Below are 22,687 nucleotides of genomic sequence, written 5' to 3' on the forward strand. Positions count from 1 at the left end.
GGGCAGCGCCCCGGTCCGACCTCGCAGAAAGGACCGCCGATGACCGACCTGCCGCTCAGCTTCGCCCCCGAGGTCGCCGCCGCGCGTGACGCGGGCCGCCCGATCGTGGCGCTCGAATCGACCATCATCACCCACGGGATGCCCTACCCCCAGAACCTCGAGATGGCCCGCGCCGTCGAGGCCGCGGTGCGCGAGGCCGGCGCCGTCCCCGCCACCATCGCGCTGATGGGCGGGCGCATCCACGTCGGCCTGACCGACGCCGCGCTCGAGGAACTCGCGCAGGCGACCGGCGTGATGAAGGTCAGCCGCGCCGATCTGGCCGTCTGCCTGACCACCGGGCGCACCGGCGCCACCACCGTCGCCGCGACGATGATCTGCGCGGCGCTCGCCGGCATCCGCGTCTTCGCCACCGGCGGGATCGGCGGGGTGCACCGGGGGGTGGAGCGGACCATGGACGTCTCGGCCGACCTGACCGAGCTGGCCGCGACCCCCGTCACCGTGGTCTCGGCGGGCGCCAAGGCGATCCTCGACATCCCCCGCACCTTTGAGATGCTCGAGACGCTGGGCGTCCCCGTCATCGCCGTGGGCCAGGACGCCATCCCCGCCTTCTGGTCGCGCGATTCGGGCCTGCCCGCGCCGCTGCGGCTGGACGACCCGGCCGAGATCGCCGCGGCCGCCCGGATGCGCCGCGCCCTCGGGATTCCCGGCGGGCAGCTGGTGGTGAACCCGATCCCGGCCGAGGCCGAGATCCCCCGCGCCGAGATGATCCCGGTGGTCGATGCGGCGCTCGCCGAGGCCGAGGCGCAGGGGATCGCGGCCAAGGCGGTGACGCCGTTCCTGCTCGACCGGATCTTCGCGCTGACCGAGGGGCGCTCGCTTCAGGCCAACATCGCGCTGGTGCTGTCGAACGCGCGGCTCGCCGCGCGGATCGCGGCGGCGGTGGCCTGAGCCCCCAACGCAAGCGCGGCGCCCCGTCCATCGCCCCTTGACCCGGCGGGCCTGCCGCACGAGCGTCGCGCCATGCGCCACCCCGACGACCTGCCCCCGCTGTCCCCGACCCCGCAGCCCGTGCGCAGGCCCGGCCCCTTCGCCTCGCTGCGCGGATCGTTCCTCGCCGGCCTCGCGGTGATGCTGCCGATCGCGCTGACGATCTGGCTCTTCTGGTCGCTGACCGGCTGGATCGACGGCTGGGTGATGCCGGTGATCCCGGCCCGCTGGCACCCGGATCGCTGGCTCGGCATCAACCCGCGCGGCGTCGGCGTCATCATCTTCCTGATCTTCACCGTGATCGTCGGCTGGGTCGCCAAGGGCTACATCGGCCGCCGCCTGCTGCGCGCGGGCGAGCGGCTGCTGGACCGGGTGCCGATCGTCCGCTCGGTCTACGGCGGGCTCAAGCAGATCAGCGAGACGCTGCTCAGCCAGGGCGACAGCAAGTTCGACCGCGCCTGCCTGATCGAATACCCCCGCAAGGGGCTGTGGGGGGTGGGCTTCGTCGCCGGTCCCGCCAAGGGCGAGCTGGACGGTCTGGCCCCGCCGGGATCGCGGATGATGGCGGTGTTCCTGCCGACGACGCCGAACCCGACCTCGGGCTTCCTGATCTACGTGCCGGAAACCGACGTGATCTATCTCGAGATGTCGGTCGAGGATGCGGCCAAGCTGATCATCTCGGGCGGGCTCGTCTATCCGCCGCCCCGCCCGGCGCTCGCCGCACCGTCCCCCGCCGTTCAGCCGTAAAGCCGCGGCAGATCGACCGAATCGGCCTTGCCGATGTTCTGCGCATCCCCGTCGAGGAACGCCTGCGCGGCATCCCGCCCCGCCGCCTTCATCTGCGCGAGAAGCCCGGGGCGCGGCATCACCTTGGTCCGCGTCCCGAGCGAGGTCATCAGGTTGTCGTCCGAGATCATGTGGATCAGCGGCTCCTTCATCCCGCGGCCCGACAGGCGCCCCTCGCGCTCGAGCCGCTTCATGAACTGGATGGCGCGCAATTCGCGCAGCAGGCTCGAATTGAAGCTGATCTCGTTGATCCGGTCCTGGATCTCGACCGGCGTGCGGGGCACGGCCTCGCGCACCATCGGGTTGATCGTGACGATCACGATGTCGGCCGGCAGGCGGCGGTCGAACAGCGGGAACAGCGCCGGATTGCCCGAATAGCCGCCGTCCCAATAGGCCTCGCGCTGGCCGGTCGCCGGGTCGTCGATCTCGACGGCGCGGAACAGCGTCGGCAGGCAGCCCGAGGCCATCACCGCCTCGGGCGAGACCTCGTCGCCCGAGAAGATGCGGACCCGGCCGGTGCGGACGTTGGTGGCGGTCACGAAGAACTCGGGCGCGGTGGCGTGGTGACCGTCCAGCGGATGCGGCATCTCGCGGATGATCGCCGACAGCGGATTGGTGTAGAACGGCCCGGAATCGTAGGGGCTGAAGATGCGCGAGAACCCCTCGAGCCAGGCCACGGGCGACACCATCTCGGCCCAGCGCTGCATCCCGCGCGGCATCGGCACCATGCTGGTCATCCAGCGCACCATGCGGTTGTCGCTGACCTGCCCGACCTGCGACCAGACGTAATCGAGGTTCTCGCGCGCCGCCTCGCGCCCTTCGCGCCCCGGAATGGCCGACAGCGCCGCCGTCACCGCCGCCCCGTTCAGCGCCCCGGCCGAGGTGCCGCTGATCCCTGCGATGTCGATCTCGTCCCCCTCCAGGAGCCGGTCGAGCACACCCCAGGCAAAGGCTCCGTGCGCGCCGCCGCCCTGCAGGGCCAGGTTGATCTTCTTCGCCATCGTCCGCTCCGCTCATCCATGCTGCACTGCAGCAATAGCACGGAACGTCGGCCGCGAAAAATGGTTGCCCGCAGCGACGCCACGGCCCGGGGCGCGGCGACAGGCATTCGTTCCTGCAGAAACATCCCCGCCGGAGGCTCCGGCGGCCCACGCCCGCGCCGCGGGTCAGTCGTCGGCGTTGGCCTCGGCCCGGCTCTTGCCCGAGACGTCCATCGCCAGCGTCGCGGCCATGAACCCGTCCAGATCGCCGTCCAGAACCCCTTGCGTATCCGAGGTCTCAAAGCTGGTGCGCAGGTCCTTCACCATCTGGTAGGGCTGCAGCACATAGCTGCGGATCTGGTTGCCCCAGCCGGCGTCGCCCTTGTTCTCGTGGGCCGCGTTGATCGCCGCGTTCCGCTTGTCGAGTTCCAGCTGATAGAGCCGCGCCTTGAGCGCGTTCATCGCCGCCTCGCGGTTCTGGTGCTGCGACTTCATCGAGCTCGTCACCACGATGTTGGTCGGCAGGTGGGTGATCCGCACCGCCGAGTCGGTGGTGTTCACGTGCTGCCCGCCGGCGCCCGACGAGCGATAGGTGTCGATGCGGATCTCGTTGTCGGGGATCACGATCTCGATGTTGTCATCGACCACCGGATAGACCCAGACCGAGGAGAACGACGTGTGCCGCCGCGCCGCGCTGTCATAGGGCGAGATGCGGACCAGCCGGTGCACGCCCGATTCCGACTTGAGCCAGCCATAGGCGTTCGGCCCGCTGATCTTGTAGGCGGCCGAGCGGATGCCGGCCTCGTCGCCCGCGGTCTCGGACTGCAGCTCGACCTTGTAGCCCTTCTTCTCGGCCCAGCGCGTGTACATCCGCGCCAGCATCGCCGCCCAGTCGCAGCTTTCGGTGCCGCCGGCGCCCGCGTTGATCTCAAGGAACGTGTCGTTGCCGTCCGCCTCGCCGTCGAGCAGCGCCTCAAGCTCCTTGCTGGCGGCCAGTTCGGCGAGGCCCTTGAGCGTCGCCTCGGCGTCCGAGACGATCTCGGCGTCGCCCTCGGCCTCGCCCAGCTCGATCAGCTCGACCGAGTCCTTCAGGTCCTGGTCGATGCGCCGGTAGGTCTCGACCTTGTCCGACAGAACCTGACGGTCGCGCATCAGCTTCTGCGCGCGGGACGGATCGGACCACAGGTCGCCGTCCTCGATCATGGCGTTCATCTCTTCCAGCCGGTGCGGCGCGGTCTCCCAGTCCATGCGCTGCGCAAGCAGGCCCAGCGACTTGCGGATGGATTCGACGGTGGCTTGGGTCTCGGCACGCATGGGGCGGTCCCTCGGGCAGGGTCGGGGCTTGGGAATGAAAGCGGCAGATAGCGCCTCGGACGCGGACAGACAAGGCGGGGGGGGGCGTGGCACCCTGCCCCCGCCGGATCACGCGGCGCTAGTAGAGGCCGCCCGAACTCATCGTGTTGTAGTCGGCCTTCTTCGGGATGACCTTCTTTTTGCCGGTCGAGGTCGTCACCGACTTCGCCGCGCGCTCGGTCACGTCGGTGCTTTTCTTGAAGCCCGGAAGCTGGTCGGCCGGCACCCGCTGGAAGCCGCCGTCGACGACGCGCTGGCCGCTGGCCGCGTTGGTCCCGTTGCGGAAATATTCCGAGATCACGCCCTTGCCATAGGAGACGTCGGCGAAATACCCGCCCGGCGGCACCCGGAACTTGGTCCCGCCATACTGCTTGACCGCCTGCCGCATGAAGGCGTTGAACACCGGCACGCAGAGCGTCCCGCCGAAGGCGTTCGACCCCAGGCTGCGCGGCTCGTCGTAGCCCAGATAGCAGCCTGCCACCATGTTCGAGGTGAAGCCCACGAACCACACGTCCTTGGCGTCGTTGGTGGTGCCGGTCTTGCCGGCCACCGGCACCGGCAGCTTGACGCCCTTGCCCGAGCCGCGGTTGACCACGCCCTCCAGCATCGAGGTGAGCTGATAGGCCGTGATCGCGTCCATCACCCGCTCGCGGTCCGAGACGATCACCGGCGCCTCGCCCGCGGGCAGCGCGCCCATGGCGCAGGTCGTGCAGACCCGCTTGTCGTGGCGATAGACGGTGCGGCCGTTGCGGTCCTGCACCCGGTCCACGAGCGTCGGCTCGACCCGCTCGCCGCCGTTGGCGAACATCGCGTAGGCGGCGACCATCTTGAACAGCGTCGTCTCTTGCGCGCCGAGGCTGTTGGCGAGGAACGGCGACAGCTTGTCGTAGACCCCGAACCGCTCGGCGTAGCGGGCGACGGTGTTCATCCCGATGTCCTGGGCGATGCGGATCGTCATCAGGTTGCGCGACTGCTCGATCCCGGTCCGCAGCGGCGTCGGGCCGTAGAACCCGCCGCCCGCGTTCTTCGGCGTCCACAGGCCCTGCGGCGTGTTCACCGTGATCGGCTCGTCGGCGACGATGGTGGCGGGGGTGTAGCCGTTGTCCAGCGCCGCGGCATAGACGAAGGGCTTGAAGGCCGAGCCGGGCTGGCGCTGCGCCTGCGTCGCGCGGTTGAAGACCGAGGACTGGTAGCTGAACCCGCCCTGCATCGCGTAGACGCGGCCGGTGTTCACGTCCATGGCCATGAACCCGCCCTCGATCGCCGGCACCTGGCGCAGCGTCCAGCGGATGAACTTGCCCGAGCCGTCCTCGGTCATCCGCCGCACCAGCACCACGTCGCCGACCTCAAGCAGGTCCGCGGCCACCCTCGCCTGCGGCGCCCGCTTCGACCCCGGCATGAGCTTGCGGGCCCACTGCACGTCGCGGGCCGGGATCACCTGCGGCTCGGCCTCGGTGGGCGGGATGCCCTCGATGCCGATCTGGGCGTCGGACTTGCCGAGCGACAGCACGACCGCCGGATACCAGCCGTCGATGTCGCGCGGAACCTTGGCCTTGGCCAACGCGGCGCGCCATTGCGCCTCGGACCCCAGCTCGGCCGGGTCGATCTTCTGCCCGGTCCCGCGCCACAGGCCGATGCCGCGGTCATAGCGCTCGAGCGCGTCCTGCAGCGCCTTGGCGGCGATCTTCTGCAACTGCGGCTCGACCGTGGCCCGGATCGACAGGCCGCCCGAGAAGAACTCCTCCTCGCCGAACTGCGCCGAGAGCTGGCGGCGGATCTCGTCGGTGAAATAGTCGCGCGGCGGCAGGCTGTTGCGGAACGCCGGGAAGTCGCCGTTCTGGACCGAGCGCAGCGGCAGCGCCGCCTCGGACTTGAAGGCGGCCTCGGTCAGGTAGCCGTTCTCCCACATCTGCCGCAGGACATAGTTGCGCCGCTCGGCCAGGCGTTCCTTGTCGCGCACGACCGAGCGCGAGGGCGCCTGCGGCATCGCCGCCAGCAGCGCCGCCTCGTGCGGGGCGAGCTCGCCCAGCGGCTTGTTGAAATAGGTCTGCGCCGCGGCGCCGACCCCGTAGCTGTTCTGGCCGAGGAAGATCTCGTTCAGGTACAGCTCAAGGATCTGGTCCTTGCTCAGCGTCCGGGTCAGACGCGCGGCGATGATCAGCTCCTTGATCTTGCGCTCGACGGTGCGGTCGGCGCTGAGAAAGAAGTTCTTGGCCACCTGCTGCGGGATGGTCGAGGCGCCGCGCACGCTTTCCCCGCGCGAGCGGACCAGCTCGACCGCCGCGGCGGCCATGCCGCGCGGGTCATAGCCGGGGTGGGTGTAGAAGTTCTTGTCCTCGGCCGAGATGAAGGCGTCCTTGACCACCGGCGGAATCTCGGCGACCGGGACGAAGATGCGGCGTTCCTCGGCGAATTCGTCGATCAGCTTGCCCTCGCCGGAATAGATCCGGCTGATCGTCTTGGGGCTGTAGCGGCTGAGTTCGTCGGTCGAGGGCAGGTCGCGGGCATAGAGCCAGAAGATGCCGCCGAGACCCAGCGCCAGGAACACCGTCGCGGTCACGAACCACGAAAACACGGCGCCGATGAAGTTCAGGACGAAACGGATCAAAAGAGGGCCCACCCAGCCAATCGGGGCGCACCTATAGCGGCCCACCCCCCCGGGGTCAAAGCAAGCTTGCGTCAGGCTGCGGCCCGGTCAGCGGTCAGCCGCCGGGTTTGGGGGGCGCCGCGTCCGCCGCCTCGGCGCGGTCGGGCGCGGGCTTCCCCGCCATGTCCGCGGCCCAGGCCTCGACGCCCGAGGCGATGGCGCCCGCGACCCGCGCCCGCCAGTCGGGGTCGAACAGGTTGGCGCGGTCGCCCGGATCGGTCAGGAACCCCATCTCGAGCAGCAGCGAGGGGATGTCGGGCGACTTGAGGACCGAGAACGCCGCCCCCCGCACCGGCACCCGGTGCATCGTCACCCCGGCCGCGTTCATCCGCGCAACGAGGTGGCGGGCGGCATCCTGGCTGCGCGGCTGGGTGTCGAGCCGGGCGAGGTCCATCAGCGCCCGGCTGACATCCTCGCCCGCGTCCGACAGGTCCAGCCCGGCCAGCAGGTCGCTGCGGTCGTGCAGCAGCGCGAGCTGCCGCGCGGCGCGGTCATTCGACTGCGCGTCCCAGGTGTAGATCGTGGCCCCCGCCGCCTCGCCCGCGGGCAGGGCATCGGCGTGCAGCGACAGGAACAGGTCGGCGCCTTGCGCGCGGGCAATGCTGGTGCGCCGCTCGAGCGGCACGAAGCTGTCGTCGCCGCGGGTCAGCGCCACGGCGATGCCGCGCGCCTCAAGCGCCGCGGCGAGTTCGCGCGCGAACCCCAGCATCACCGCGGCCTCGGAGATGCCGCCCACCTGCGCGCCGGGGTCGATGCCGCCGTGGCCGGGGTCGAGCACCACCTTGAGCCGCCCGTCCCCGACCGGCGCGGGCGCCGTCGCGGGCGCGGGCAGGCCGCGCAGCACGGTCAGCGTGTCGCGGCGCGGGGCGAAGGCCTCGGGCGCGACGGGCGCGAGGCGCAGGACCAGCGACGCTGGCGGCCCGGCGCGCATCGCCGCGCTCTCCACCCGCATCGGCCCCGGCAGGGTCATCACCGCCCGCGCGCCGCCCTGCGGGGCCGGCCCCCAGCGCAGCGCCTGCGGCAGGGGCGCGCCCGTCGCCGCGGGCGGCTCGGCCGCCGGCAGATCGACGACCAGCCGCGGCGGCCCGTCGATCAGCGCGACCCGGACCGGCACCGCGCGGCTCAGCCCCAGCACGAGGGTCAGCGGGCGCGGCGCGCCGGTGTCGCGGCCCTCGGCGGTCAGGGTGCTGCGGGCGGGATCGAACGCCACGGGCGCCTCGGCCCGCGCCAGCGCCGGCAGCAGCAGCGCCAGCGCCGCCAGCAGCGCCGCCCATCGCCTCATCGCGCCGCCATCCATGCGGCCAGCCGCTCGAGCCCCAGGGCGATCTCGTCGGTTGCCCCGGCATAGGAGAAGCGCAGCGTCTGCCGCCCCCGCACCGGGTCGAAGTCGATCCCCGGCGTGACCGCGACCCCGGCGTGCTCGAGGATCTCGGCGGCGAGCGCGGCGCTGTCGTCGGTCAGGGCCGAGACGTCGGCGTAGAGATAGAAGGCCCCGTCCGGCGGCGCGATGCGGTCGAAGCCGATCGCCGGCAGCCGGTCGAGCAGCAGCCGCCGGTTCTCGGCATAGACGGCCAGGTTCGCCTGCGCCTCGGTCTCGCCCTCGGGCGAGAGCGCGGCCAGCGCCGCCACCTGGCTCACGTGCGGCGGGCAGATGAACATGTTGGCGGCCAGCCGGTCCATGGTGCGGACCAGATCGGGCGGCACGACCATCCAGCCGATCCGCCAGCCGGTCATGCTGAAGAACTTCGAGAAGCTGTTGATCACCACCACGTCGTCGGTGACCTCGAGCGCGCTGACGCAGCGCGCCCCGTAGCTCAGCCCGTGGTAGATCTCGTCCGAGATCAGCGCCGCGCCGATCTCGGCCGCGCGCGCGGCCAACGCCGCCAGCGCCGCGTGGTCGAGCATCGTCCCCGAGGGGTTGCCTGGCGAGGCGAGCATCACCCCCTGCACATCCGCCGGAATGTCCGCGGGCACCGGCTGATAGCGGTTTTCGAAGCGGGTCGGCATCCCCACCGGCTCGACCGACATGGCGCGCAGGATCTGGCGGTAGCTCGGATACCCCGGCTCGCCCACCGCCACCCGGTCGCCCGCCTCGAAGAGCGCCGCGAAGGCCAGCAGGAACGCGCCCGAGGAGCCCGCGGTGATCACCACCCGGCCGGGGTCCAGCTCGACCCCGTACCAGCGCCGGTAGAGCCCGGCGATCGCCTCGCGCAGCGCCGGCAGGCCCAAGGCGACGGTGTAGCCGAGCGGCTGGTCCAGCGCCGCCGCCAGCGTCCGTCGGGCCACCGCGGGGGCCGGGGTGGCGGGCTGGCCGACCTCCATGTGGACGATGCGGCGGCCGGCGGCCTCGGCGCGGCGCGCGGCCTCCATCACGTCCATGACGATGAACGGGTCCACCTGGCCGCGTCGTGACTGTCTCATCTGCTGCCCCCTCGGCTCTTCGTCAGGGGGCGCTTGTGGCCGAGCCGCGGGGGACGGGTCAAGCGCCTCGCACCCCCGGCGCGGGCTGGACAGCGGCGCCCCGACCCGCCAAGGTCGCGCGCGAAACCCGAAAGGACCCGCGATGAAATCCGTGCTCACCGCCGCGGCGCTTGCCGCCGCCGCCGCCCTGCCGCTGACCGCCCTGCCGGCCGCCGCCTTCGACCCGGCGCAGATGACCGACGCCGAGCGCGAGGCCTTCGGCGCCGCCGTCCGCGACTACATCATGGACCACCCCGAGGTGCTGATCGAGGCGGTGAACAAGATGGAGGCGCAGCGCCTGGCCGACGAGGCCAAGAACGACCGCGTGCTGGTCGAGACGCACAAGGCCGCGATCTTCGACGACGGCCACTCGTGGGTCGGCGGCAACCCCAAGGGCGACCTGACCGTGGTCGAGTTCATCGACTATCGCTGCGGCTACTGCCGCAAGATCGCCCCCGAGGTCGACGCGCTGGTCGAGAAGGACGGCAACATCCGCTTGATCCTCAAGGAGTTCCCGATCCTCGGGCAAGAGAGCGAGCTCGCCTCGCGCTATGCCATCGCGGTCCGCCAGATCGCCGGCGACGCGGCCTACAAGACGGCGCACGACAAGCTCTACGAGATCCGCGGGGCGGTGACGCTCGAGTCGCTCGGGGCGCTGGCGAAGGATCAGGGGCTCGACTCGCAAGCGATCATCCAGCGGATGAACACCGAAGAGGTGACGGCCGAGATCCGCGCCAACCGGCAGCTGGCCGAGCAGATGCAGATCATGGGCACGCCGACCTTCGTGATCGGCCCCGAACTGCTGCGCGGCATCCCCTCGAGCGGGCTCGAGGCCGCCGTGACGCAGATCCGCGCCGAAGCGAAAGGCTGAGGTCTGAGGGGGGCTTCGGCCCCTCGACCCCGACGGAAACCTGCACTGTCAGCCCGCCATGCGCGCCCGATACGCGCCCGGCGGGCAGCCCGTCGCGCGGGCAAAGGCGCGGCAGAAGGCGGCCTCCGAGCCGTAGCCGCTCTCTTCGGCCAGCGCGCCGATCGAGACGTCCGCGCGGGCCAGCCGCTCGCGCGCCAGCAGCAGGCGCCAGTCGCGCAGATAGGACATCGGCGTGCGGCCCAGCCGAGCGGCGAAGCGCGCGGCGATGACGCTGCGCGAGGCCCCGGCCTCGCGCGCCAGCAGCGCCACCGTCCAGGGCCGCGCCGGGTCGGCGTGCATGAGGCCTAGGCAGCGCGCCACCACCGGATCGCGGATCGCCGCGAGCCAGCCGGTCGTCCCCCGCGGCTCGGCCAGCAACTGCCGGCGCAGCACCTCGATCAGCGCGAGTTCGGTGAGCCGCTCGAGGATCGCCGTGCCGCCCCCCTGCGGCGCGTCCACCTCGGTCACGATCCGGGCCACGATGGGGGCAAGCCAGTCGTCGCCGCCCGCCGTGGCGACGAGCACCAGTTCGGGCAGCGCCGCGCGGAAGGGGCCGAAGGACAGCGCCTCGCAGCGGACATAGCCGCAGAGGATGCGGACCACCCGCTCGCCCCCGCCGAACCGCAGCACCGGGGTCTCGCGCCACGGACCCGGGGGCAGCGCCCCGCCGGGGTCGATCTCGGGCCCGCCCGCGCCCGCGCCGATGCGGTGCGGGGTGCCGAACGGAAAGGCCGCGATGTCGCCCGCGCGCAAGGTTCGCCGCTGCCCGCCCATCTCGAGCCAGCAGGTCCCCTCGGCGAGGATATGGAAGCTGACCGCGTCATGCGGCTTCCACGCGGCGGGGGTCGCGTCCGTCTCCCAGTCGCCGGAGGGCATGTAGCAGTACTGCATCGAGTCGGTGATCCGCACCCGCCGCAAGGCCGCGGCCAGCAGCGCCGCGACGGGCTCCGGCGGCAGGTCCGGCGTTGCGATCAAGCTTTCCGGTCTCGCGGCCAAAGCCGGACCCTTCGGACAAGGCGCATACTCGGCGCGGAACATCCTGAGCGAAAGGAAACCTATCATGGATGCGACGACCGACAAACTGGTGATCGTGATGACGCGGGGCATCAACTCAGAACTGTCGTCGGTGGCCTTCACCCTCGCCAACGGCGCCCAGACGGCGGGGATGGAGGTGTTCGTCTTTCTGACCAGCGCCGCCGTGGACCTGGTCCGGCGCAAGGGCCACGCCCTGACCCACGTGCCGCCGCTCGAGCCGCTGGCGAGCCTCGTCAGCGCGTTTCAGGCCCGCGGCGGCACGATCTGGGCCTGCCCGCCCTGCGTGACGTCCCGCGGCTACGAGGCCGGCGACCTGATCGACGGGGTGGAGATCAAGGGCGCCAGCGCGATGTTCGCCGAGGTCCGGGCAGGCGCGGCCACGCTGTCGTTCTGAAGGGACGGCATCGCGGGGGCAACGGCAGGACCGGGCGTCGGGGGTGGGGTGGCCCTCCTCGGCGCCCGGCCTCGTTGGCCTCCAGTAAAAGGGCTGCTGCGGACGCGCCCTGCCCATCACGCCCGCGGCTTGATCCGCGGGCGCCCGACCGGCTCGGCGCTGTGGCCGACACCGGGGGTGCGACGCGCATGAGCGGCGCGATGGGGCGCGCCCCCCTCCCTCGCTTCCCCCGGCTGGCATTCCGCCACGTCGCCCCCTATCTGCAGATCGTCTTTCACCGACAGACCCGCTTGCTTGCGTCCCGGCCGGCGTCTGCCTAGGGCTAGCCCATGATCACGCAGAAGATGAAATACGCGCTCAAGGCGCTGCTGGTGCTGGCTGACGAGGCAGCGAGCGGCGCGCCGCAGGCGCTGTCCATCGAGCAGGTCGCCAAGCGCGCCGGAACCCCGAAGCGGTTTCTCGAGCATATCCTGCTCGAGATCCGCGACGCCGGCGTGATCGCCTCTCGGCGCGGCCGGGCGGGGGGCTATCTGCTCGCGCAGCCGCCGTCCGAGGTGAAGCTCGCCGATCTGCTGCGGCTGATCGACGGGCCGCTCGCGCCCCTGCCCTGCCTGTCGCGCACCGCCTATCAGCGCTGCCCCGACTGCACCGACGAAGAGACCTGCCGCATCCGCCGGACCTTTGCGGACGTGTTCTCGGGCTATCTGCAGATCATCGATTCGCTGACGCTGGCCGACCTGATGCGCTCGGACGCGCTGTCCGCACAGGTCATCGCCGACGCCTGACCGGCCGGGCGTCCGGAACCAAAACCTCTTACGCCACGCTCTGGCGGTCATTCGTCCCGCGCCCGCCCGCCGGGCGAGGGTCCGCGCCCGCGCGCCGCCAGCCGCGGCGACGAATCTCCCTTTCTTAATCACGACAAGAAAAGCCGATATTTTTTACTTGCTAAAAACGACAGGTGAGGTCGATATTTATCGGGCAAGCCGGCCCTGCGGCCCGCGCAGCTCAAGAAGGAATGACCCGATGGACCGTCCCACCCTTGGCTCTATCGCCCCCCGCCCCGCCCCGCTGACCACCGCCGAGATCATGGCGCCGCTGGCGCGACTGCGGCCGCTGATCGGCTGGGGCGTGATCGCCGCAGCCCTGGCGCTCGGCCTCGGTCAGGCCCGCGCCGAGTCGCTGCTCAACGTCAGCTATGACCCGACGCGCGAGCTCTACCGCGACATCAACGCCGCCTTCGCCGAGTACTGGACCGCACAGGGCCACGACGCCCCGCAGATCGAGACGAGCCACGGCGGCTCGGGCGCGCAGGCGCGCGCGGTGGTCGAGGGGCTGGGGGCGCAGGTGGTGACGCTGGCGCTCGCCTCGGACATCGACCGCATCGCCGCGGCGGGCAAGCTGCCGGCCGACTGGCAGAAGCGGCTGCCGCACAACTCCTCGCCCTACACCTCGACGATCGTGTTCCTCGTCCGCGAGGGGAACCCCAAGGGCATCAAGGACTGGGGCGATCTCGTCGCCGACGGCGTGCAGGTCATCACCCCGAACCCCAAGACGTCGGGCGGGGCGCGCTGGAACTATCTCGCCGCCTGGGCGTGGGCCGAGCGCAACGGCCAGGACCCCAAAGAGTTCGTGGGCAAGCTGTTCCGCAACGTGCCCGTCCTCGACTCGGGCGCCCGCGGCGCCACCACCACCTTCTCGCAGCGCGGCATCGGCGACGTGCTGCTCGCGTGGGAGAACGAGGCCTACCTGGCGCTCGCCGAGCTTGGCGACGACAAGTTCGACATCGTGGTGCCCTCGGTCTCGGTGCTGGCCGAGCCGCCGGTCGCGGTGGTGGACGCCAACATCACCAGCGACGCCCAGCGCGAGCTGGCACAGGGGTATCTCGACTTCCTCTATTCGCCGCAGGGCCAGGCACTGGCGTGGAAGCACTACTACCGCGCCTGGGACACCTCGGCCGCGGCGCCCGAGGACGTGGCCCGCTTCCCCAAGATCGACCTCGTCGACATCTCGCACTTCGGCGGCTGGGCCAAGGCGCAGCCCGAGCACTTCGGCGACGGCGGCATCTTCGACCAGATCTACGTGCCGAAATGAGCCGAGGGCCGTTCCGCCAGCCCTCTCCCATGCCGGGCTTCGGCCCGGCCATGGGGATCACGGTCGCGATGCTCTCGATCGTGGTGCTGCTGCCGATCGGCGCCCTGCTGCTCAAGGGCGCCGACTACGGGGCGGCGGGCATCTGGGCCACCGTCAACCGCGAGCGCGTGTGGCGGGCGCTCTGGCTGTCGTTCCGGCTGTCGTTCCTCGCCGCGCTCTTCAACCTCGTCTTCGGTGTGGTGCTGGCGTGGGTGCTGTCGCGCTATCGCTTCCCCGGCCGGCGGCTGCTGGACGCGGCGGTGGACCTGCCCTTCGCGCTGCCCACCGCCGTCGCGGGGATCGCGCTGACCGCGCTCTACGCCCCGAACGGGGTCTTCGGCGCGGCGCTGGCGCCGCTCGGGATCAAGATCGCCTATTCGCAATGGGGCATCCTGATCGCCCTGATCTTCGTGGGCCTGCCCTTCGTCACCCGCACCGTCCAGCCGGTCATCGAAGAGATCGACCGCGAGGTCGAAGAGGCGTCGGCCACGCTCGGCGCCTCGCGGCTGACCACGCTGCGCAAGGTGATCCTGCCGATGCTGGCGCCGGCCGCGCTGACCGGCTTTGCCCTCGCGCTGGCGCGGGCGGTCGGCGAATACGGCTCGGTCATCTTCATCGCCGGCAACATCCCGCTGGTGACCGAGATTGCCCCCCTGCTGATCGTCATCCAGCTGGAAGAGTTCAACTACGACGCCGCCGCCGCCGTCGGCATCGTCATGCTGCTGATCTCGTTCGCGCTGCTTCTGGCGATCAACCTCATCCAGATCTGGAGCCGGCGGAGGATCGGCTATGTCTGACCTGTCCCTGCCCCACCCCGCGCCCCGCCCGCCCAAGGCCGGCCGCTTCCGCGCCCCCACCGACGAGGCCCCGGCCGCGCGGCGGGCGCTGATCCTCGTCTCGGTGCTGGGGCTCGCGGTGCTTGTGCTGGCCCCGCTGGTCACGGTCTTCGCCGAGGCACTCGCGCGCGGCGTGGGCCCGGCGCTAGCGAGCCTCGCCGATCCGCAGGCCTGGCCCGCGATCCGCCTGACGCTGATCGTCGCGGCCATCGCGGTGCCGCTGAACGCCCTCTTCGGGCTCGCCGCGGCATGGGCGATCACCAAGTTCGACTTTCGCGGCAAGGCGGTGCTGATCACCCTCATCGACCTGCCGTTCTCGGTCAGCCCGGTGGTGGCGGGGCTCTGCATCGTGCTGACCTTCGGGGCCAACTCGCTGATCGGCGGCTGGCTGGTGGCGCACGGCTTCCCCATCGTCTTCGCCCTGCCGGGGATCGTGCTGGCGACGATGTTCGTCACCTTCCCCTTCGTCGCGCGCGAGCTGATCCCGGTGATGATCGAACAGGGCCGCGCCGAAGAGGAAGCCGCCCTGACCCTCGGCGCCTCGGGCTGGCGGGTGTTCCGCACCGTCACCCTGCCCAACATCCGCTGGGCGCTGCTCTACGGCGTGCTGCTCTGCAACGCCCGCGCGATGGGCGAGTTCGGCGCGGTCGCCGTCGTGTCGGGCAAGATCCGCGGCAAGACTGCGACCATGCCGATCACCATCGAGATGCTGTACAACGAATACCTGTCTGTCGCCGCGTTCTCGATGGCGGCGACGCTGGGCGTCCTCGGGCTGGTGACGCTGATGATCAAGACGCTGCTGGAAATCCGCCACGCCGACGCGCTCGCCGCGCAGCGCCGGCATTGAGAGGGGAGAGAGGCTGATGCTGATCGAGATCGACGAAATCTCAAAGCAGTTCGGGACCACCGCGGCGCTGCACCCCGTGTCGCTCACCATCCCCGGCGGGGCGCTCGTCGCGCTGCTGGGGCCGTCGGGGTCGGGCAAGACGACGCTGCTGCGCATCCTCGGGGGCCTCGAATACCCGACCGCGGGGCGGGTGCTGTTCGAGGGGCAGGACGCGACCGGCATGACCGTGCAGGAACGCCGCGCGGGCTTCGTCTTCCAGTCCTATGCGCTCTTCCGGCACATGACGGTGTTCGACAACATCGCCTATGGCCTTGCCGCGCGCCCCCGCGCCACCCGCCCGCCCAAGGCCGAGATCGCCCGCCGCGTGACCCGGCTGCTGGCGCTGATCCAGCTGCCCCACATCGGCGACCGCTACCCCAGCCAGCTATCGGGCGGCCAGCGCCAGCGGGTCGCGCTGGCCCGCGCGCTGGCGATCGAGCCGCGGATGCTGCTGCTCGACGAGCCCTTCGGCGCGCTCGACGCCAAGGTCCGCAAGGAACTGCGCCAGGGCCTGCGCGAGATCCACGACGAGACCGGCCTGACGACGGTCTTCGTGACCCACGACCAGGACGAGGCGATGGAGCTGGCCGATCTGGTGGTGATCATGTCGATGGGACGGATCGAGCAGATCGGCCGCCCGCAGGACATCCGCGCGCGGCCCGCGACACCCTTCGTGCGGGACTTCATCTCGTCCTGAGGCCGCTCACCCTCACGGCCCGCCCCTGCCCCCGGGGGCGGACCCCGCCGGCGCGGGCCGGTCCAACGGCCCTGCGTCGCGCGGCTTGTCAGGATCGGAAATCTCCGCCACGCTCGCGGCCGGATGCCCGGGAACCCGACATGAACCTGACACCGACCGCGAACGGCCAGCTTTTCGTCTGGACCGACATCGACCCCGCGCATGAGGCGGATTTCAACGCCTGGTACGACCGCGAGCACATGGAGGAGCGGGTCGCCATCCCCGGGATGCTCTGGGCGCGCCGCTACCGCGCGCATGACGACGCCGCGCGGCGCTATCTGGCGATCTACCGCACCGAGAGCCTCGGCACCTTCACCTCGGACGCCTATCGCGCGGCCTTTACCCGCCAGACCGACTGGTCGAACCGCAACTTCGCCCGCATGGGCAACACCCAGCGCCGGGTGATGGCAGTCACCGCCGAGGCCGGGTTCGGCGCCGGCTGCGCCGTGGCGCTGGCCGAACTGGGCGACGCCACGGCGGGCGATGGGGCCGCCGCGGCCCGCGCCTCCGACCTCGCCGCCGCACTCGCCACCCGGCCCGAGGTGCTACGGGTGCAGCTTCTCGTGCCGGATGCGGCGCTCTCGACCCCCCTGCCCTCCGAGGCGGGCTCCGAACGGGTGATGCGGCGGGTGCTGATGGCCGACACGCTCACCCGCGCGGCCGCGGCCGAGCTCGCGGCCGAGCTTCCCGCGCTGGCCGGGGCCGACCTGCACGGCGCGGGGGCCTTTGACCTGATCTGGTCCCTCGACCACGCCGATCTTTCGGCCCGGCGCGGCGACACCCGCGCCTAACCACAAGACGCGCCGCAAACGGCGCCCAACAGGAGAGAGAGAAGAACCGATGCTTCACCGTCTTTTCGCCACCGTCATCCCGGGCGCGCTGATCGGCGCGACGCTCGTCGCCGCCCCTCTGGCCGCCGAGACCTGGCAGATGTCCGCGCATGACCCGGACGGCAACTTTCACACCGAGAACATCCGCCAGTTCGCCGCCGACGTGGGCGAGAAATCCGGCGGCGCGCTGACGCTCGACGTCAAGTCGAACGCGGTGCTTCTGTCGCGCACCGACCTCAAGCGCGGGGTGCAGCGCAATGTCGTCCCGATCGGCGAGGTGCTGATCTCGGCGCTCGCCAACGAGGACCCCATCTACGCCGCCGACTCGGTGCCGCTGCTCGCCACCACCTTCGAGGACGCGAAGAAGCTGTGGGACGCCTCGAAGCCCGTCTACGAGAAAAAGCTGGCCGGCGAAGGGCTGAAGATCCTGTGGGCCGAGCCGTGGCCGCCGCAGGGGATCTACATGAAGACCCCGATCGAAAGCGCGGCCGACCTCAAGGGCGTCAAGTTCCGCGCCTACAACCCGACCACCGCGCGCTTTGCCGAGCTGATGGGCGCGGTCCCGGCGACGGTCGCCTCGGCCGAGATCGGGCAGGCGTTCTCGACCGGGGTGATCTCGGGGATGCTGACCTCGCCGATCACCGGGGTGGACAGCCAGGCGTGGGATTTCGTCAAGCACTACTACGACCTGCGGGCGTTCATCCCGAAGAACATGGTGCTGGTGAACCAGGCGGCCTTCGACGCGCTGCCGCCGGAAAGCCAGAAGGCGCTGACCGACGCCGCCGCGGCGGCCGAGACCCGCGGCTGGGCGATGGCCGAAGAGGCGAACGCCAAGGCCACCGAGACCCTCAAGACCAACGGGATGGAGATCCACGAGCCGCCGGCCGCGCTGGTCACCGACCTGTCGTCGGTGGGCAAGACCATGGCCGACGAGTGGGTGGCCTCGGGCGGCGAGGGCGTCGCCGAGATCATGCGCGCCTATCGTCCCTGACGCCGTCCGGCGCGTCCCCGGTCCGGCCCGGCCGGGCTGGGGACGCGCCCCTCGCATCGCAAAGGCCGTCCGATGGGTGTCACCCGTTTCCTCTACCGTGCCGCGGGCGCGCTGGCCTGCGTGGCGCTGGCCGGCATCGCCGCGCTGATCCTCGCCCAGATCGCCGCCCGGCTGATGGGCGCGCAGATCAAGTCGGCCGATGACTTCGCCGGCTGGATGCTCGCCGCCTCGATGTTTCTGGCCCTGCCGATGACGCTGAACGCAGGCGACCACATCCGCGTCACGGTGATCTCTGAATCGCTGCCCGAGGGGGCGCGGCGGGTGCTCGACACCGTGGTGACGGCGCTGGGCGTCGGCCTCATGCTGTGGGCGGCGTGGCACATCCTCGCCTATGTCCGCGAAAGCTGGGTGTTCGGGGACGTCTCGCAGGGGCTGCTCGCCGTGCCGCTGTGGATCCCGCAGCTGTCGATGGCGGTGGGGATGGTCCTGCTGGCGGTGGCCCTGGTCGAGCGGCTGCTCCGCCGCCTGACCGGGCGCCCGGTGCCCGAGGACGACCGCGACGCGCAAGGCCACGGAGAGTGAGATGACCAGTTCCATCGAGGCCCTGACCATCGCCCTCGTGCTGATCGTCCTGCTGGGCGCGGGCGTCTGGATCGGGCTGGCGCTGATCCTGACCGGCTGGTTCACGATCTGGGCCTTCACCTCGTCCCCGCCCGGGATGATCTTCGCCACCACCGCGTGGGAGGCGTCGTCGAACTGGACGCTGACCGCGCTGCCGCTGTTCATCTGGATGGGCGAGATCCTGTACCGCACCCGGCTGGCGCAGGACATGTTCACCGGGCTCGCGCCGTTCCTGCAACGGCTGCCGGGGCGGCTGGCGCACGTCAACGTGGTGGCTTGCGGCATCTTCGCCGCCGTGTCGGGCTCGTCGGCGGCCACCACCGCCACCATCGGCCGCATCTCGCTGCCTGAGCTGAAGAAGCGCGGCTATGACGACCGGCTCGCCATCGGCTCGCTGGCGGGCGCGGGCACGCTGGGGCTGCTGATCCCGCCCTCGGTGGTGATGATCGTCTACGGGGTCGCGGCGCAGGTCTCGATCACCCGGCTCTTCATCGCGGGCATCCTGCCGGGGCTGCTGCTCATGGCGCTCTTCTCAGGCTACATCGTGATCTGGGCGCTGATGAACCCCGAGCGGATGCCGCAGGGGATCGAGCGCATCAGCCTGACCGAAAAGATCGTCCGCGCGCGGCTGCTGATCCCGGTGGTGGCGCTGATCGTGGCGGTGATCGGCTCGATCTATGCCGGTATCGCCACCGCGACCGAGGCCGCCGCGCTGGGCGTCCTCGGCGCGCTGATCATCGCCGCGGCCTCGGGCGGGCTGACGCGGACGAGCTTCGTCGAGGCGCTGGTGGGCGCGGCCAAGACCTCGTGCATGATCGGGCTGATCCTGCTGGGTGCGGCGTACCTCACCAAGGCGATGAGCTTTTCCGGCCTGCCCGCCGACCTCGCCCGGCTGATCGCCGGGCTGGGGCTGAGCGAGGCGATGCTGGTCCTGGTGCTCACGCTCTTCTACATCCTGCTCGGGATGTTCCTCGACGGCATCTCGATCGTGGTGCTGACGACCTCGGTGGTGTTGCCAGCGGTGGTGGCGGCGGGTCTCGACCCGGTGTGGTTCGGCATCTACCTCGTGATCGTGGTCGAGATGGCGCAGATCACCCCGCCGCTGGGGTTCAACCTCTTCGTGATCCAGGGGCTGACCGGACGCGGCATCTTCACCATCGCGCGGATGACCTTCCCGTTCTTCCTGATGCTCTGCCTGCTGGTGGTGCTGATCACGATGTTCCCGGGGATCGTGACGGCGCTGCTGCCCTGACGGGCCGCGGCGCCCCCGCCGCGGGGGCGCTCAGCATCCGGCCGTCAGGAGGCCGAGCGCGCTGTCACCAACGCCGCGTCGTCCGCACCGGTCCCTGCAGCCGGTGCGCCAGCCTCTGCCAGCGCCGCGGCGCGCTGCTCGACCAGCTCGACGATGTGGTCGATCATCTGCGCGTTCGACATCTTGTGGCTCTGCCGCCCAGCCACGTAGACCATCCCCGATCCGGCGCCCCCGCCGGTGAAGCCGAGGTCGGTCATCAGCGCCTCGCCCGGCCCGTTCACCACGCAGCCGATGATCGACAGGCTCATCGGCGTCTTGATGTGCTCAAGCCGCTTCTCCAGCGCCTCGACGGTGGCGATCACGTCGAACCCCTGCCGCGCGCAGCTCGGGCACGAGATGATCTGCACCCCCCGCGTCCGCAGCCCCAGCGACTTGAGGATCTCGTAGCCGACCTTCACCTCTTCGACCGGATCGGCCGAGAGCGAGACGCGGATCGTGTCCCCGATCCCCATCCACAGCAGGTTGCCCATCCCCACCGCCGACTTGACGGTGCCACCGCGCAAGCCCCCCGCCTCGGTGATCCCGAGATGGATCGGCGCATCCGTCGCCTCGGCCAGCTGCTGGTACGCCGCGGCGGCGAGGAACACGTCGGACGCCTTCACGCTGATCTTGAACTCGTGGAAGTCGTTGTCCTGCAACAGCTTGATGTGATCGAGCCCGCTTTCGACCATGGCCGCGGGGCATGGCTCGCCGTATTTTTCCAGCAGGTGCCGTTCGAGGCTGCCGGCGTTGACCCCGATGCGGATCGAGCAGCCGTGGTCCTTGGCCGCCTGCACCACCTCGCGCACGCGTGCGGCGTCGCCGATGTTGCCGGGGTTGATCCGCAGGCAGGCGGCGCCCGCCTCGGCCGCCTCGATGGCGCGGCGGTAGTGGAAGTGGATGTCGGCCACGATCGGCACCGGGCTTTCCCGGCAGATGTCACGCAGGGCCCGCGCGGCGGCCTCGTCGGGGGTCGAGACGCGCACGATATCCGCGCCCGCATCGGCCGCCGCGATCACCTGCGCGAGGGTCGCGCGCACGTCGGTGCTGTCGGTGTTGGTCATGGTCTGGACGCTGATCGGCGCGTCGCCGCCCACCGGGACGTTGCCGACCATGATCCGGCGGCTCGGCCGGCGGTCGATGTTGCGCCAGGGGCGGATCGGGTTGTGAGTCATCGCGCGGGGCCTTTCGCTGACGCGCGCCAGACATAGGCGCGGCGGAGGCCGGGGGCAACCGCGGGTGGGTCGGGCTGGGGGCGAGGGTGGCGGATGAGAGCGGTGAGCGGTGAGCGGTGAGCGTCACGAGCCAAGACCGGTGTCAATCAGCTGGCGCTCTGACCATCGCCTAGATTGAACAAAACCTTACAGCCCCCCGAGCGCGGATAGGCGACGCCACCCCGCCGCCCAGCGCATTCCCTGCGCCGCTCACCCCCCGGCCCAGCCGCCGAGCACCGGTCACTCCACCGGCGCTCCGTTCGCCGTCCCGCCTTGCGGCACCGTGGCCATGGCCACCATGCTCGCCAGTTCTGGGTCGGCGGCCGGATCGGCCAGCGCGTATTTCTGCGTCAGCGCGGTGGGCGAGAGTTCCACGTTCTTCACCACCTGCGGCCCCGGCGCCGCCGGGCCGTAGGTCTGCCCGTTCACCGCGAAATAGACCGCGCCCGAGTTCCCCGTGCGCAGCACCGGCGGCTGCTCGGTCGAGGGCAGCGCGAAGCGCTCGCCCGCGTCCATCGTCTTCTCGAGGATCACCGTGCCGTCGGCGGCGCTGACCCGGACCCAGGCGGGGCGGGCGGCCATGATCTCGACCTGCGGGGCGTCGGGGGCGAGCGTGCGCACCGGCTGCACCGCCGCACCCTCGGGCTGCGGGCCGGCCATCGCTGTCTGCACCCCGGCCATCCCGGGCAACGGGGCGGCCGACGGCGCGGCGATGGCGGGGTCGGCGGCGGCCTCGCGCACCTGCGGCGTCTCGGCGGCCTGCAAGCCCGGATCGATCGCGGCGATCGGGGTGTCGCGCGGGGTCAACTCGGGCACGTCCAGCGCCTGCGGGCGATACACCCGATCCAGCGCCTCGGGCTGCGGCAGATCAGCCGCGGCCATGTCCACCGGCTCGGCCGCGGCGGTATCCTGCACCGGGTCGAGCGTGGCAATCACCGCCGGGGACTGGTCCGAGGGCGTCAGGTTGACCTTCTGCACCTCTTGCAGCACCGCCCAGCCGCCATACCCCAGCCCGAGCGCCAGCCCGGCCATGACCAGCACCGAGCCGATGGCCCGCGGCTCGACCGAGGACCAGAAGCTTTCCTTCTGCGGGATGAACAGCGCCTTGGGATTGGCCAGCGCCTCGGCCGGATCGGCGGGGCGGCGCGTGGGCTTGGGACCGGCGGCGGCGGGCGCCATGCCGTGCACCGGCTGGAATCCGGACTCCTGGCAGAAGCGCTGGAACACCCAGTCCGGGTCCATGCCGAGATAGCGGGCATAGGACCGCACATAGCCCGACACGAAGCTCGGCGCGTCGAAGGCCGACACGTCGCAGTTCTCGACCGCGGCGACATAGGACGCCCGGATGCGCAGCTCGCGCTGCACGTCGAGCAGCGACTTGCCCATCGTCGCCCGCTCGCCGCGCATGATGTCGCCGAGCCGCATTTCGAAATCGTCGAACGCCGGCGCATTGGCCGGAGTCCCCTGCCCCAAGCTGGAATCGTCCGCCGTCGCCGGCGCCCGCATCCCGATCATTCCGCCTGCCCCATTCCTCGTCGCCCGAATCTCCCTTCCGGTCGAATCTGGCACTCTTTCGTTAATCGCAGGTTATCACGGGTAT

Annotated in this window: 21 protein-coding genes; 13 read left to right on the forward strand and 8 right to left on the reverse strand. The window is 71.1% G+C overall.

Going from position 1 to position 22,687, the window contains the following annotated elements; all coding sequences use genetic code 11:
* The first annotated feature begins 39 nt into the window (after positions 1-39).
* Complete coding sequence (locus HGN31_RS03640) at positions 40-948, forward strand: pseudouridine-5'-phosphate glycosidase (RefSeq protein WP_168782359.1); 909 nt, start codon at positions 40-42, stop codon at positions 946-948.
* Between the two features lie 72 nt (positions 949-1,020).
* Positions 1,021-1,734, forward strand: coding sequence for a DUF502 domain-containing protein (locus tag HGN31_RS03645; RefSeq protein WP_168782360.1), 714 nt, complete (start codon positions 1,021-1,023; stop codon positions 1,732-1,734).
* Here HGN31_RS03645 and HGN31_RS03650 read toward each other — a convergent pair.
* The 5 genes from HGN31_RS03650 to HGN31_RS03670 form a co-directional block, all read right to left on the reverse strand.
* Complete coding sequence (locus tag HGN31_RS03650) at positions 1,725-2,774, reverse strand: patatin-like phospholipase family protein (protein ID WP_168782361.1); 1,050 nt, start codon at positions 2,772-2,774, stop codon at positions 1,725-1,727. The two genes, HGN31_RS03645 and HGN31_RS03650, sit on opposite strands and share 10 nt — an antisense overlap.
* 165 nt (positions 2,775-2,939) lie before the next feature.
* Positions 2,940-4,067, reverse strand: a complete 1,128-nt coding sequence (prfB, locus tag HGN31_RS03655; protein WP_168782362.1) for a peptide chain release factor 2 — start codon at positions 4,065-4,067, stop codon at positions 2,940-2,942.
* Positions 4,068-4,185: 118 nt separating this feature from the next.
* Entirely contained in the window at positions 4,186-6,714 is a 2,529-nt protein-coding gene (locus HGN31_RS03660) for a penicillin-binding protein 1A (protein ID WP_168782363.1), read from the reverse strand.
* A 94-nt stretch (positions 6,715-6,808) separates the two neighbouring features.
* Positions 6,809-8,035: an N-acetylmuramoyl-L-alanine amidase family protein gene (locus HGN31_RS03665; protein ID WP_168782364.1), complete on the reverse strand. Its 1,227-nt coding sequence runs from the start codon at positions 8,033-8,035 to the stop codon at positions 6,809-6,811.
* Complete coding sequence (locus HGN31_RS03670) at positions 8,032-9,174, reverse strand: pyridoxal phosphate-dependent aminotransferase (protein ID WP_168782365.1); 1,143 nt, start codon at positions 9,172-9,174, stop codon at positions 8,032-8,034. The genes HGN31_RS03665 and HGN31_RS03670 overlap by 4 nt, the downstream gene beginning before the upstream one ends.
* A gap of 142 nt (positions 9,175-9,316) precedes the next feature.
* Between HGN31_RS03670 and HGN31_RS03675 the strand changes: the two genes are divergently transcribed.
* Positions 9,317-10,084 carry a DsbA family protein gene (locus HGN31_RS03675; protein ID WP_036733797.1) on the forward strand — a complete coding sequence of 256 codons (768 nt, stop codon included), beginning with the start codon at positions 9,317-9,319 and terminating at the stop codon, positions 10,082-10,084.
* 48 nt (positions 10,085-10,132) lie between these two features.
* On the opposite strand, the gene HGN31_RS03680 is transcribed toward HGN31_RS03675, so the two are convergent.
* Complete coding sequence (locus tag HGN31_RS03680; RefSeq protein WP_211096328.1) at positions 10,133-11,098, reverse strand: AraC family transcriptional regulator; 966 nt, start codon at positions 11,096-11,098, stop codon at positions 10,133-10,135.
* 85 nt (positions 11,099-11,183) lie between these two features.
* Between HGN31_RS03680 and HGN31_RS03685 the strand changes: the two genes are divergently transcribed.
* From HGN31_RS03685 to HGN31_RS03730, 10 genes are all read left to right on the forward strand, one after another.
* Entirely contained in the window at positions 11,184-11,552 is a 369-nt protein-coding gene (locus HGN31_RS03685) for a DsrE family protein (RefSeq protein WP_168782366.1), read from the forward strand.
* Between the two features lie 329 nt (positions 11,553-11,881).
* Complete coding sequence (locus HGN31_RS03690) at positions 11,882-12,337, forward strand: RrF2 family transcriptional regulator (protein WP_036703090.1); 456 nt, start codon at positions 11,882-11,884, stop codon at positions 12,335-12,337.
* A gap of 301 nt (positions 12,338-12,638) precedes the next feature.
* Positions 12,639-13,643, forward strand: a complete 1,005-nt coding sequence (locus HGN31_RS03695) for a sulfate ABC transporter substrate-binding protein (protein WP_168783796.1) — start codon at positions 12,639-12,641, stop codon at positions 13,641-13,643.
* Positions 13,640-14,479: a sulfate ABC transporter permease subunit CysT gene (cysT, locus tag HGN31_RS03700; protein WP_168782367.1), complete on the forward strand. Its 840-nt coding sequence runs from the start codon at positions 13,640-13,642 to the stop codon at positions 14,477-14,479. The genes HGN31_RS03695 and cysT overlap by 4 nt, the downstream gene beginning before the upstream one ends.
* On the forward strand, positions 14,472-15,365 hold the full coding sequence (cysW, locus tag HGN31_RS03705) for a sulfate ABC transporter permease subunit CysW (RefSeq protein ID WP_168782368.1): 894 nt from the start codon (positions 14,472-14,474) through the stop codon (positions 15,363-15,365). The genes cysT and cysW overlap by 8 nt, the downstream gene beginning before the upstream one ends.
* Before the next feature lie 16 nt (positions 15,366-15,381).
* On the forward strand, positions 15,382-16,101 hold the full coding sequence (locus HGN31_RS03710; RefSeq protein ID WP_081973086.1) for a sulfate/molybdate ABC transporter ATP-binding protein: 720 nt from the start codon (positions 15,382-15,384) through the stop codon (positions 16,099-16,101).
* A 140-nt stretch (positions 16,102-16,241) separates the two neighbouring features.
* Positions 16,242-16,931 carry a DUF4286 family protein gene (locus HGN31_RS03715; protein WP_168782369.1) on the forward strand — a complete coding sequence of 230 codons (690 nt, stop codon included), beginning with the start codon at positions 16,242-16,244 and terminating at the stop codon, positions 16,929-16,931.
* A 49-nt stretch (positions 16,932-16,980) separates the two neighbouring features.
* Entirely contained in the window at positions 16,981-17,961 is a 981-nt protein-coding gene (locus HGN31_RS03720; protein WP_036710383.1) for a TRAP transporter substrate-binding protein, read from the forward strand.
* A gap of 72 nt (positions 17,962-18,033) precedes the next feature.
* Positions 18,034-18,543, forward strand: coding sequence for a TRAP transporter small permease (locus HGN31_RS03725; protein ID WP_168782370.1), 510 nt, complete (start codon positions 18,034-18,036; stop codon positions 18,541-18,543).
* A 1-nt stretch (position 18,544) separates the two neighbouring features.
* The gene (locus tag HGN31_RS03730) at positions 18,545-19,834 is read left to right on the forward strand and encodes a TRAP transporter large permease (RefSeq protein WP_168782371.1); all 1,290 of its coding nucleotides are present in this window, start codon (positions 18,545-18,547) and stop codon (positions 19,832-19,834) included.
* Positions 19,835-19,878: 44 nt separating this feature from the next.
* Here HGN31_RS03730 and ispG read toward each other — a convergent pair whose 3' ends face one another.
* Together ispG and HGN31_RS03740 are read right to left on the reverse strand one after the other, a co-directional pair.
* Positions 19,879-21,048, reverse strand: coding sequence for a flavodoxin-dependent (E)-4-hydroxy-3-methylbut-2-enyl-diphosphate synthase (ispG, locus tag HGN31_RS03735; RefSeq protein WP_168782372.1), 1,170 nt, complete (start codon positions 21,046-21,048; stop codon positions 19,879-19,881).
* 279 nt (positions 21,049-21,327) lie between these two features.
* Positions 21,328-22,602 (reverse strand): helix-turn-helix domain-containing protein, encoded by a 1,275-nt coding sequence (locus HGN31_RS03740; RefSeq protein WP_168782373.1) that lies wholly within the window; start codon positions 22,600-22,602, stop codon positions 21,328-21,330.
* Positions 22,603-22,687: the final 85 nt, after the last annotated feature.

The sequence above is a fragment of the Paracoccus sanguinis genome (assembly GCF_012689545.1).
GTDB lineage: Bacteria > Pseudomonadota > Alphaproteobacteria > Rhodobacterales > Rhodobacteraceae > Paracoccus > Paracoccus panacisoli.

What these genes read in the sequence shown, in the direction of transcription:
- HGN31_RS03720 (WP_036710383.1), top strand. Translation starts at nt 16,981, where the DNA reads ATGCTTCACCGTCTTTTCGCCACCGTCATCCCGGGCGCGCTGATCGGC.
- HGN31_RS03695 (WP_168783796.1), top strand. Translation starts at nt 12,639, where the DNA reads ATGGCGCCGCTGGCGCGACTGCGGCCGCTGATCGGCTGGGGCGTGATC.
- HGN31_RS03645 (WP_168782360.1), top strand. Translation starts at nt 1,021, where the DNA reads ATGCGCCACCCCGACGACCTGCCCCCGCTGTCCCCGACCCCGCAGCCC.
- HGN31_RS03650 (WP_168782361.1), bottom strand. Translation starts at nt 2,774, where the DNA reads ATGGCGAAGAAGATCAACCTGGCCCTGCAGGGCGGCGGCGCGCACGGA.
- HGN31_RS03685 (WP_168782366.1), top strand. Translation starts at nt 11,184, where the DNA reads ATGGATGCGACGACCGACAAACTGGTGATCGTGATGACGCGGGGCATC.
- cysW (WP_168782368.1), top strand. Translation starts at nt 14,472, where the DNA reads ATGTCTGACCTGTCCCTGCCCCACCCCGCGCCCCGCCCGCCCAAGGCC.
- HGN31_RS03640 (WP_168782359.1), top strand. Translation starts at nt 40, where the DNA reads ATGACCGACCTGCCGCTCAGCTTCGCCCCCGAGGTCGCCGCCGCGCGT.
- cysT (WP_168782367.1), top strand. Translation starts at nt 13,640, where the DNA reads ATGAGCCGAGGGCCGTTCCGCCAGCCCTCTCCCATGCCGGGCTTCGGC.
- HGN31_RS03710 (WP_081973086.1), top strand. Translation starts at nt 15,382, where the DNA reads ATGCTGATCGAGATCGACGAAATCTCAAAGCAGTTCGGGACCACCGCG.
- HGN31_RS03675 (WP_036733797.1), top strand. Translation starts at nt 9,317, where the DNA reads ATGAAATCCGTGCTCACCGCCGCGGCGCTTGCCGCCGCCGCCGCCCTG.
- HGN31_RS03670 (WP_168782365.1), bottom strand. Translation starts at nt 9,174, where the DNA reads ATGAGACAGTCACGACGCGGCCAGGTGGACCCGTTCATCGTCATGGAC.
- HGN31_RS03690 (WP_036703090.1), top strand. Translation starts at nt 11,882, where the DNA reads ATGATCACGCAGAAGATGAAATACGCGCTCAAGGCGCTGCTGGTGCTG.
- prfB (WP_168782362.1), bottom strand. Translation starts at nt 4,067, where the DNA reads ATGCGTGCCGAGACCCAAGCCACCGTCGAATCCATCCGCAAGTCGCTG.
- HGN31_RS03740 (WP_168782373.1), bottom strand. Translation starts at nt 22,602, where the DNA reads ATGATCGGGATGCGGGCGCCGGCGACGGCGGACGATTCCAGCTTGGGG.
- ispG (WP_168782372.1), bottom strand. Translation starts at nt 21,048, where the DNA reads ATGACTCACAACCCGATCCGCCCCTGGCGCAACATCGACCGCCGGCCG.
- HGN31_RS03665 (WP_168782364.1), bottom strand. Translation starts at nt 8,035, where the DNA reads ATGAGGCGATGGGCGGCGCTGCTGGCGGCGCTGGCGCTGCTGCTGCCG.
- HGN31_RS03730 (WP_168782371.1), top strand. Translation starts at nt 18,545, where the DNA reads ATGACCAGTTCCATCGAGGCCCTGACCATCGCCCTCGTGCTGATCGTC.
- HGN31_RS03715 (WP_168782369.1), top strand. Translation starts at nt 16,242, where the DNA reads ATGAACCTGACACCGACCGCGAACGGCCAGCTTTTCGTCTGGACCGAC.
- HGN31_RS03725 (WP_168782370.1), top strand. Translation starts at nt 18,034, where the DNA reads ATGGGTGTCACCCGTTTCCTCTACCGTGCCGCGGGCGCGCTGGCCTGC.